This window comes from Pedobacter miscanthi, assembly GCF_003315595.1.
Classification (GTDB): domain Bacteria; phylum Bacteroidota; class Bacteroidia; order Sphingobacteriales; family Sphingobacteriaceae; genus Pedobacter; species Pedobacter miscanthi.
The window spans coordinates 75,753-86,679 of sequence record NZ_QNQU01000026.1 but is presented as its reverse complement, the minus strand read 5'-3'; the positions used below and the strand labels follow the sequence as shown (position 1 = coordinate 86,679).

Genomic DNA, 10,927 nt, shown 5'->3' with positions numbered 1-10,927 from the left:
TGCGGTTAAAAATGGATGTTATAAGATGGAAAATGGATGATGGAGTGTGTTTTAAGATAATTGTCAGCTCTGCGGTTAAGCCCTAAACCTTACACCTTCTGCCTTCAACCTTCCACCTTTTCAGACACTCAATTGTAAAATCATTTTTTAGTTTTTGTTGGCCCGTGGCTTTATTTTACTTTCGGGACAAACAATCAGATCAATGAACAGTTCACTTTCTATTTTCCGTAAAGTAGCCGTAGCCGAAGGAATATCCTATTTGCTTTTATTATTTGTAGCCATGCCCTTAAAGTATTTTGCGAATCTTCCTTTATATGTGAAATATACAGGATGGGCTCACGGTTTATTATTTGTGTTGTATGCAGCTACGCTCATTTTAGCCTGGCAAGAGCAAAAATGGAAATTTGGCAAAGCTGTTTTGATCTTTTTAGCCTCACTTTTACCCTTTATGCCCTTTGTAGTAGACCGCAAATTAAAAGATGAACGGCCAATATAATTGGACTTCAGTAGGTTGAGATTTAATTGAAAATAATTTTTGGATTTTAAGTTTCAATTTCTACATTTGCAACCCCGTCCAACACGAATGCCCGGATGGCGGAATTGGTAGACGCGCTGGTCTCAAACACCTGTGGGAAACCGTGCCGGTTCGACTCCGGCTCCGGGTACCAAGGCGGAGTGAAGATTTTTCGAAATTTTTACTCCGCTTTTTTATGCTCTAAATTCTTGTTAATCAGGTAGATAAGACATACGGCAGGATTCATTGCAGCGGTCAATTTAAGCCTTTAAAGGTGGCCGCTTTGCTGAAACATAACCAGCCACTATTTGGATAATCTCCGCTTTTAATTATTGGTTTTGTTCTGATTTTGAGCTTGTGCGATGATAATAGCATCGGCAACCGTGTCTACGTTATAGATTTGCATTATTCCCTGTATAGTTGCAGCCTGCTCCAGGATATTTTGCTGGTTTTGTGAATCCAATGCATTTTCAAACATATCCCCTGTAGCTTGTGCTATGGTCTGGTAAAGATTTCCTAAAGCAATTGCCGGGTCTTCTGCAATAATTTTATCATTGGACTGCGTTACCGCGTCTGTAATCTGGTCATTCATTGGTTGTGGAACATTGTTGGTTGCTGAGTTACTGTCTTCTTCTGGATTCATGATATAGTTTTTTTAGATTTAGCTTAAAGGTAAGAATTACATCCTCGCAATCTTTGAATTTTTTGTTTCAATTTTCGATTGGGTTAAATCTCAAGGTGCTACACTTGTTGTAGATAAGGATAATCTGCTCTAAATGCGGAGATGTTCTTTGCCAGACTGAATCCTTTCATGGATAATATCCACTATTTCCCTTTTTTCAGATTCACCAAGAACACCCAAGGCAGTTAATGTTTGATTTTCACCCTTAGTTTTTAATACTAACTGATGGCCGGAAAAAAATGATTTCTTAACGGTAACATCCTCGATTTCTTTATATGGCATGAATGTAAGCTTTCCTACATCCAGGGATATTTTATCAAGCCTGCTTCCTGCAGGGATGGCACGGAAGTAAAATCCTTTATCGTCGAGCCTCGCGCGCTCAATTCCCTTGGCAAATCTGATGTAAAAATAGCCCCCTATAAAAAAAAGTAACTTGAAGAACAGCATCAATATCGACATGAGAAAGCTGCCTAAGTCTTCAAAACTGATCAAAATCCTTTGTAAAACCGACCAGAACGGTAGGTTGTAGTTCACCATTCCAAAGGTTACCGCAATCCCCATACAAATGAAAATTGTACCGATAATGATCGATCGCCAGGGCGGCAGAAAATAGGAGCGGGGCAATCCCCCACTATAGATTAGCGGCAACTTGATATTTTTCTTTTTCATTTTATTCAAATGTATTCCTGGCAGACTCAACAGTTACAAACAGCATTCTCAGGTAAATGTTAGGTAATAGTCCTTTTTTTAATCTTTAAAATACCCAAAAATTAAATGAAGATAGATAGATCAGCATTCAACTGACGATTATTTTTACCATAATCCGTAAAACAAAGCTGTAAGCAAAACAGATGATATTTCAGAGATCATTTTGATACTACATTGGCTTTGAAATTTTAATTGTTAGCAGGCTTAATCAAGGCAGATATTAAGCATTACTTAAAAAACTGATGATATGATCCGCACATTCCTGCGGTTTCTCTGAAAGTAAAAAATGTCCGCAATCTTCGATTTTCACCAGTTTAACATTTGTGGCATTTTCCCTTAATCCACTTTTTAGTACCTCGTAGCCACTGCCGCCAATAGCCAGCAGCGGAACTGTGATCTTGTTGTATTCTCTAAAGTCTGCGATATCATTGTTAAATGCCTGGTACCAGCTGTTTGAAGCCCGTATGGCATCCTTACTGTTATAGGCAAATGCATAAACCGACCGGTCAAAGCGCGTTACAGCCTCTTTGTGCACCAGGAGTTGATCAAACATCCAGTCGATGAGGGTATTCATTCTTCCTTCCATAATTTCTTCAGGCAATTCTTTTATCTGATTGAATGCCAGCCACCAGGGATATACATACTGCGCTCCGGGGATAGGCAGCATTGGGAGCTGGTACATTCCCTCCTCGGGATGCGGTGTATCAAACAAGATCACTTTTTCGGTTGCACCAGGAAAATTCGCAGCAAAGCTGTAGGCTACGTGGGCGCCAATATCCTGCCCGGCAATACATACTTTTCCAAGCTCAAGCAGTTTGGTCAGTTCGTAAACGTCTTTTGCCATATTCTTTTTTTCATAACCATCAGCTGGGTTATCAGAATCGCCCATTCCACGCATTTCAACTACAAAAATCCGGAATTTTGATGCGAGCAGGGGCATAATCTGATGACAACTCCACCAGGTTTCGGGGTAACCGGGAAGGAGGATGAGGGGCTGGCCCTGTCCACCTTCAATATAATGTATCCGGGTGCCATTCACCTGTTCAAAGTGACTTTCGAAGCCCGGGAGGCTTTTCAGGAGTTCTGTGCTGCTAAAGGGATTTTCCATCGTACTTATCTTATAAATTCAATAATGGTTATTTTCAAATGCGAAATTAGACAGTAAATTTGTAGGGCACAAGTATACAGTATACTTCATAGTTCAACTTTATTTTTCCACATCATGAAACTTATCCATCAGCTATCCAAAGAAACCGGCATTCCGATTCCGACATTGAGGTTCTACGAAAAGAGCGGACTGATCAGCGGGCGAAGAAAAACCGACGTCAATACCAATAACTATCAGTTTTACGATCAGGAGGCCATTGATAAGCTGAATTTTATTCAGATGGCGAAAGCGGTGGGTTTTACACTGAACGAAATCAAAGAAGTTGTTGATCTATGGTACAAAAAGGAGATTACCCAAAAGGCTCAATTTGAGGTGCTGGACAAAAGGTTGTTGCAGATTGATGAGAAAATTGCAGAACTGAATGCTATGAAAAAGCAGATTATGCTGTGTAAGGAGAACATTAAAAATAGAAATTTATAAGGACTTAGAGGATAAAATAAAGTTTCTAAATTCATATTTTTTAATGATTTTGAGAAACGGTTTTTCAAATTTTTCCTTGAGCCAGGCTTCCCAGTCTATCTCTTTTTCTGGAATGCTCATCCCTTAAATTTCAGTAAACCAAATAAAGATCAGGGTTTGGTATGTTCATTAGTATCGGCTTTTTAAAAGATTATGGATTAAAATTCCAGCCGTTCAAAATCGGTTCTGTATAATCTGTCGTTATGCAATTTCAGCCTTCGTTTTATTTACCTTTATATTCCGATTATCAGAATATATTATATGCAAGCGAGCAAAGGAAAGATACCAGTCAATATAATGGATGATGCTTTAAGGCATGGTATTGCTATGGACACAAACAGCATAAAAACTACTGATTTTCCGTCAGCTATCCAAAGGCAGCAAGCTACCCAGTCGCACCGTGATGAGGGATATACATTTCATATCCTCGAGAGGGGTAAGGTAGTAGTTGACATCGACTTTCAGACTTACCATGTATCTTCGCCGGCAGTTGTTTTTCTTCGTCCCGATCAGGTGCACCGAATGCGGGAAATAGATCACATCATTGTCAGTTCGATTTCGATTGATAGTGAAAAACTTAATGTTGCCTATCATAAAATACTCGAAGACCTCACACCGGCTACTCCACTTTCTTTGTCTGAGAATGCTTTTTCATTGATTTCAGAATATTTTTCTGTCTGTTTGAAACTCTATCGAAAAAAAGCCGAGAAGATGTACCATCATTTAGTACGGGAAAGTTGTAATGCCCTGGTTGGATTATTGGTATCTGAATTTCTAAATCAAAAAAGCGGGGAAGAAACGGTATCACGCTTTGATAAAGTTGCCAAATTTTTCAGGAAATCATTGGAAAGAAATTATTGTACGTTAAAAAGACCTGGTGAATATGCCGCTTTGCTTAATATCTCTACACCCTATCTAAATGAATGTCTTAAAAATGCAACTGGGTTCTCAGCATCTCAGCTAATTCATGACAGAATTATTTTAGAGGCAAAGCGCTTGTTATACCATACCGATAAGTCGGTTAAAGAAATTGCTTTTGATTTGGGCTATGCAGATTATCCTTATTTTTCCAGACTATTTTCCAAATCTACTGGTACTACAGCAATAGCATTCCGGAATCAAAACCTCGATTAATCCAATTCTTGCCTCGGTTGGTTCTTTACCGGAGATTTCGGATTGAGGATCTTTGTTTCATATTATTATTAAAGGTAAATGGAACAAATAAAGAAAAGTGTATTGATATCAGGTGCCAGCTTTGCCGGCCTAACCACTGCATATTGGATGATCCGGTTGGGTTATAAAGTAACAATAGTCGAAATAGGGCCATCACTAAAGAAGGGGGGTACCCCGGTAGATATCAAAGATAACACGATAGAAATCGTTAAAAGGATGGGGCTTTTCGAGCAGATTAAATCCAGGAGGGTAGGCCCCGAAAAATGGGAATTTAAGAATGCTGCAGACCAGACGGGCTATGAGCTGATCCTTAAAGACCCTCAAAGAGGATTTTCAGATGAAGAATTTGAGATTGAGAGGGATGATTTGCTTGATATGATCTATAAATTAGCTAAGAACGATGTAGAATTCATTTTTAACAATAGCATTATAGCGATGGAAGAAAATGCAGATTGCATCAAGGTAAACTTCAAGGATGGCTCAAGCGCTCTGTTTTCTTTTGTTTTCGGCTGCGATGGAATTCACTCTGTTGTACGCAGGATTTGGTTTGGTCATGAAGTTGAATATTCTCACTTTCTTGGGCAATATTTCTCGATTGCAGTTATAGATAAACTACTGGTTGAAAATGGCACCTACCAAATGTATGCTGAACCCAATAAAGGTGCTGCCCTTTACGCTCATAACAATAAAACCGATTTGATTTTTACTTTTAGGCCTGAGGGTGAAATTAAATATGATTTTCGGGATCAGCAGCAATTGAAGGACATAGTTTCTACCCAAATGAAGGGCATGGGTTGGAGGACCGCAGAATTGGAAAATGAATTACTTCAGTCTTCATCATTTTATTTCGACAAATTTTGCCAGATAAAGATGCCTTCGTGGACAAAAGGTAGGGTCGCGCTCATAGGTGATGCCGGATATTGTGCATCGCCGGCGGCTGGTATGGGAGGCTCTTTGGCCATCATTGGAGCGACAGCGCTATGTGATGCTTTTGCCCTTAATAATGAGGATTATCAAACTGCTTTCTATACTTACCAGAATGGGCTACGGCCATTTGTAGATGAAATCCAGGAAACAGCCATCCAAACATTGAATAAGCTGTTACCATACAATGAACAGGAAGCATTGGAAATGTGGAAACATGGAATATCTTTTTAGCTACTGGTGTGCCAGCGTGGTTATTTCGGTAAAAATTGCCGCGCGTTACGCTTTTAAAATATCCAATATTTAAAATAGTTATGCCCACGCCCAGTGTTAAGATTAATTGAAGGGAAGTGTACTAAACACTTCCCAACAAAATGCCCATCATAAGCAGTAAAAAGGAAACGATAAAGTATTTTCGCCTTTTTTAGGGAAATGAAGTAAATAAAAATGCAATAGATAGGTCAATAAATTCGTTCCAAAAAATAACGCAATCCCTGCCGCTTTCGCGATTTTAAAATGTAGGGTGTTAATGGCGATGATTTAGCTATGGCTTTCCGTTCTAAGGGCGATTAACGCTAAAATTATAAAGCGTTGTGATGAATGCTTAAAATCAGATGGGTTCAATTGGTCCTATGCTATCCATAGTGTGCCAACAAAATACGTTCTGGCCTTACCGCTGATGATAACCCTTTCCCCACAATCAGAACAGTATAGCGTTCCACTGCGTTCAGAGATCTGGGTTGCAAGCAGATCATTTTTATGCATTTGTTCGCTCCAGTAAGGAATAAGTGAACAATGCGCCGAACCGGTAACCGGATCTTCCAGGATGGTTGACTGCGGTGTAAAGTACCTGGAGACAAAATCAACCGCATTGCCTTTAGCCGTAACCACCACACCACCCGGGTCGAGGTTAATCTGATCAAATATCTGTCTGTCGATCACAATATCTCTTACTTGCTGCTCGTTTTCGTATACCAGTATATAATCCCTTGATTTCAGAACTTTTTTTGGCTGGATATTTAAAGCCTTAACAATTATTTCGGGAAGTTGGGCAGGTATGGGTTTTCTGGAAGGGAAATTCAATGAATATAAATCATCTTTTATCGTCACGGTGAGTTCTCCGCTTGCGGTTGCAAAAACAATTTCTTCTTTACCATAATTTAGAATGGTATGGAGTGCGTAGGCAGCGCCGAGGGTGGCATGACCACATAAATCCATCTCTATTTCAGGCGTAAACCAGCGCAGGTGTATGTGGGTGCCCATATCTACAAAAAAAGCGGTTTCTGCAACGGCATTTTCTTTTGTTATTTTGAAAAGTATTTCGTCCGGAAGCCATTCCTTAAGCGGAACAACACAGGCCGGATTGCCACGGAATATTTCATCGGTAAATGCATCAATCTGATAAAGGTCTAATTTCATTGTATTTTATTTGTGGGTTCCGAAAATAAAAATAATAATTCTAATGCAAACCAGGCATTTCGGCAAAAGTGTACGCGCGATTCACCGCTATAGGTTAATATCTTGTTTTAATCCGTTAATTGCCGGTTGTTATCATAATTGGTGTTTGTTAAATTTGTTTGGTAGTTTTCGTTGCTGTCCAGATCAATTCCTTTACCCTTATTTAGCAATTACAGGATGTCACACTTATGCCTTAGCCAATATTTATGAGATATTTCTTTAAGTTACTACTATTCGTTTTCATCTTTTTACGCTATTTAAACGCTCATTCACAAAGTACACAGCTTCCTGCTTCAAAACCCAATATACTATTGGTTTTTGCAGACGATCTTGGCTACATGGACTGTGGTTTTACCGGTAGCAAAATCATGGAAACACCCAATATTGATGCCCTTTCGAAAAAAGGAATGGTATTTAACAATGCCTATGCTGGCGCGGGTAACTGTGCACCGAGCCGCGCAGCATTGATTAGCGGGCTGTATTCGCCACGAACTGGCGTTTATGCTGTAGGGAGCACAACCCGCGGTCCGGTGGGATTGATGAAACTTGTTCCGGTACGCAATAATGTTTCCCTCAATCCGTCATTTAATACCATTGCCGAAGGACTGAAAGGCCAGGGATATGCTACCGCTATTTTTGGTAAATGGCACCTTGCTGATTCAAAAGAAACACAGCCCGAGGCGCAGGGATTCGATTTGTACAAGGAAGGCCAAAAAGAACAATCAGCGAAAGGCAGCAATGAGGCCGCAGATCCGAAAGGGGTATCGTACCTTACCGAAACCGCTGTTAAATTTATGCAGCAAACAAAAGACAGGCCTTTTTTTGTTTATCTGGCACACAATGCGATCCACTCTAAATTAGAGGCAAAAGCTGAAACTATAGCCAAATTCAAGAAGAAAGGCTTAACTGATAAATTGGCTCTTTATGCTGCCTGTACATACGATTTTGATGCCAGCTTAGGTGTAATACTGGATTTTTTGAAAAAATCGGGCCTGGAAAAAAATACACTTGTAATTTTTACCAGCGACAATGGTGCCACCCAGCAATCATCTCAGGAGCCATTACGGGGAAATAAAGGATCTTACTATGAGGGAGGAATCAGAGAACCATTTATTGCCTACTGGCCAGGTCATATCAAACCGGGAGCTGTTAATTCCACTCCAATCATCAACCTCGATTTTTATCCCACCTTTATGTCGTTGGCTGGCGATCATCATTTTAAAGGTGATGGCGAAGATTTGATGCCACTTTTGCTTGGTCAGCAAACAGAAACTATTCGGAAATCGATATATTGGTATTTCCCTGGTTATCTGGATAACCCTGTGATCAGGGGGCGCGATAAAGTGTTCCGCACAAGACCGGTGGCTGTGGTCAGAAAAGGAGATTTTAAGTTACATCTTTACCTCGAGGAATGGATACTTGATGGAGGAAAAGATAAAATTAACGAAAATAATGCTGTAGAATTATACAATATCAAAACCGATGATGGTGAACGCCTGAATCTTGCCGGTACCAACCTGGCAAAGCGAGATGAGCTTTTGGCGGATCTTTTAAGCTGGATGGAAAAAACTAAAGCACCACTGCCAACAAAGATTACTGCAACCAATAAGCCGGTTCAGGGTACGGTTGGAGGAGAAAATTAATTTATATATTGCAGAAAATCAACCACGATTGTACCGAATGAAACCTGTTATTTACACACTGCTACTTAGTCTTCTACTTACATCGGGTAACAGTATTGCCCAGCAAAAAAATAAAAAAGCACCCAATATTATTTTTATACTCACCGATGACCTTGGTTATGGAGATGTGGGGGTGTTCTTTCAAAATAAAAGGGCAGCAGCTCAGGATAGAAGCAAACCATTTACCCTAACACCAAACCTCGATAAAATGGCTGCGTTGGGGGCTACACTCCCGGAGCATTATTGTGCCGCCCCGGTTTGCGCTCCTTCAAGGGCATCGCTTCTGCTTGGCCAAAGCCAGGGGCATGCCAATGTTAGAGACAATCAGTTTGATAAAGCATTAACCGATAACTATACCCTGGGCAACGTGATGCAAAAGGCAGGTTATGCTACTGTAGCTATAGGTAAATGGGGGCTGCAAGGAGATAAAGAATGGATTGCACATCCACTTAACAGAGGCTTTGATTATTATTATGGTTATATGCGCCATTCGGATGGACACGAACATTATTCAAAAGAAGGTTTATACAGGGGCAAAAAAGAAGTTTGGGAAAATAGGGCAGAGGTAAGCAAGGATCTCGATAATTGTTATACCGGAGATTTGTGGACTGCAAGAGCAAAAAAATGGATTGTTGACCACCAAAAAGATAAAGGGAAAGATCAACCATTTTTTATGTTTCTGGCCTACGATACTCCGCATGCTGTTTTAGAACTCCCCACTTCGGCATATCCCAAAGGAGGGGGCTTAAATGGTGGAGTACAATGGCTGGGAAAGCCTGGGGAAATGATTAATACGGCCAATGGAATTCCCGATAGCTATACACATCCCGATTATAATAAAGCTACTTATGATGATGACCATAATAAAGCAACAGCTGAAAAACCCTGGCCTGAAACTTATAAAAGATTTGCTACCTCAACCAGAAGGATCGATGATGAAGTAGGCGATATTTTACAATTGCTAAAAGACCTTAAAATTGATTCAAACACACTGGTGGTATTCAGCTCAGATAATGGCCCGTCTATCGAATCTTATCTTCCAAAACCGCAGTTACGTTACGATGCCAATTTCTTCAGTAGCTTTGGGCCGTTTGATGGTATAAAAAGAGATGTGTTGGAAGGTGGCATGCGCATGCCGGTGATCGTTAACTGGACAGGCCATATCCAAGCAAACACAGTTGTACATTCGCCGAGCATTTCTTACGATTGGATGCCAACTTTTCTAGATGCGGCAGGTTTAGCTGCGCCAGCAGTGGCAGATGGCGTATCCTTATTGCCATCGCTAACGGGAAAGGGAAAGCAGCGTGAGAGTATGATTTACTCAGAATATTTTGAAGGTGGTAAAACACCGGTTTACCCTGATTTTGCAGCGGTTAACCAGGGCCGCACCAGAAAGCAGATGCAGATGATCAGAATAAATAATATGGTAGGCATAAGATATGATATAAAATCTCATGCGGATAATTTCCAGATTTTTGATGTATCTAAAGATTTTCATCAAGAGTTTGATCTGGCTAAAAATAAAAATATGGCCGGCCTTCAAAGTCAAATGAAAGATATGGTACTACACGTGCGCCGCTCAGATGTAGAAGCGCCAAGGCCATACGATACTGTAGCCGTGCCCGCCATAGCAAATCGTAAGCTAAACAAGGGGCTTTTATGGAAAACCTATCAGTCGGCTACCGAGTGGATTTCCAATCCTTATGGACTGAGTTTAATTTCAAATGGTACAAGTGCAGGTCTAAACCTGGGCCTAACTGGAAAAGGTTCGGGAAATATGGTAGCTTTCGAAGGATTTATCAAAATTCCTGCTGATGGCGATTATATTTTCCACCTCAGTGCTGCAGGTAAAACATTTCTCAGGATCCATGATGCAGTACTGATTGATGAAGACTATAAATATACGCCTGGAGATGAAAAAGTAACTAAAATCAAGCTCAAAGCAGGTCTACATCCCATTAAACTTTATTATCAAAAGCCCGCACAGGGGGTAGAGAAAGTTAATTTAGAATGGTCTGGAAACTTGTTTGCCAAACAGCCGGTTTCACAAACCGCATTTTTTCATTAGTGGTGCTGTTCTTGCTGCTAAATGCATTGCAAATTATTCTGAATTAAAAAAACCGCACATCAATACTGCGGTTTTTTCCTTAACAGCCTGC

General features: G+C 40.4%; 10 protein-coding genes and 1 tRNA gene. 7 read left to right on the top strand and 4 right to left on the bottom strand.

The features are described from left to right. The first annotated feature begins 202 nt into the window (after nt 1-202). Complete coding sequence (locus tag DRW42_RS23705) at nt 203-496, top strand: DUF3817 domain-containing protein (RefSeq protein ID WP_113951349.1); 294 nt, start codon at nt 203-205, stop codon at nt 494-496. Between the two features lie 89 nt (nt 497-585). Continuing rightward, nucleotides 586-668: transfer RNA gene (locus tag DRW42_RS23700), tRNA-Leu, on the top strand. 171 nt (nt 669-839) lie between these two features. Here DRW42_RS23700 and DRW42_RS23695 read toward each other — a convergent pair. The 3 genes from DRW42_RS23695 to DRW42_RS23685 all read right to left on the bottom strand — a co-directional run bounded on the left by DRW42_RS23695 (nt 840) and on the right by DRW42_RS23685 (nt 3,012). Next, nucleotides 840-1,157: a RebB family R body protein gene (locus DRW42_RS23695; protein WP_208643625.1), complete on the bottom strand. Its 318-nt coding sequence runs from the start codon at nt 1,155-1,157 to the stop codon at nt 840-842. A 129-nt stretch (nt 1,158-1,286) separates the two neighbouring features. Next, entirely contained in the window at nt 1,287-1,865 is a 579-nt protein-coding gene (locus DRW42_RS23690; RefSeq protein ID WP_113951348.1) for a hypothetical protein, read from the bottom strand. A gap of 259 nt (nt 1,866-2,124) precedes the next feature. Beyond that, a complete protein-coding gene (locus DRW42_RS23685) occupies nt 2,125-3,012 on the bottom strand; it encodes an alpha/beta fold hydrolase (RefSeq protein WP_113951347.1) in 888 nt (295 codons plus the stop codon). A gap of 114 nt (nt 3,013-3,126) precedes the next feature. Between DRW42_RS23685 and DRW42_RS23680 the strand changes: the two genes are divergently transcribed. The 3 genes from DRW42_RS23680 to DRW42_RS23670 all read left to right on the top strand — a co-directional run bounded on the left by DRW42_RS23680 (nt 3,127) and on the right by DRW42_RS23670 (nt 5,862). Next, nucleotides 3,127-3,492, top strand: a complete 366-nt coding sequence (locus DRW42_RS23680) for a MerR family DNA-binding protein (RefSeq protein ID WP_113951346.1) — start codon at nt 3,127-3,129, stop codon at nt 3,490-3,492. A gap of 300 nt (nt 3,493-3,792) precedes the next feature. Continuing rightward, nucleotides 3,793-4,665: a helix-turn-helix domain-containing protein gene (locus DRW42_RS23675; protein ID WP_244215362.1), complete on the top strand. Its 873-nt coding sequence runs from the start codon at nt 3,793-3,795 to the stop codon at nt 4,663-4,665. A 78-nt stretch (nt 4,666-4,743) separates the two neighbouring features. Further along, entirely contained in the window at nt 4,744-5,862 is a 1,119-nt protein-coding gene (locus DRW42_RS23670) for an FAD-dependent monooxygenase (RefSeq protein ID WP_113951345.1), read from the top strand. A 396-nt stretch (nt 5,863-6,258) separates the two neighbouring features. On the opposite strand, the gene DRW42_RS23665 is transcribed toward DRW42_RS23670, so the two are convergent. Continuing rightward, on the bottom strand, nt 6,259-7,047 hold the full coding sequence (locus DRW42_RS23665) for a PhzF family phenazine biosynthesis protein (RefSeq protein WP_113951344.1): 789 nt from the start codon (nt 7,045-7,047) through the stop codon (nt 6,259-6,261). Between the two features lie 245 nt (nt 7,048-7,292). Here DRW42_RS23665 and DRW42_RS23660 point away from each other — a divergent pair, with 245 nt between their 5' ends. Beyond that, nucleotides 7,293-8,729, top strand: a complete 1,437-nt coding sequence (locus DRW42_RS23660) for a sulfatase (protein ID WP_113951343.1) — start codon at nt 7,293-7,295, stop codon at nt 8,727-8,729. A gap of 37 nt (nt 8,730-8,766) precedes the next feature. Then, nucleotides 8,767-10,836 carry a sulfatase-like hydrolase/transferase gene (locus tag DRW42_RS23655; protein ID WP_113951342.1) on the top strand — a complete coding sequence of 690 codons (2,070 nt, stop codon included), beginning with the start codon at nt 8,767-8,769 and terminating at the stop codon, nt 10,834-10,836. Nucleotides 10,837-10,927 lie beyond the last annotated feature (91 nt).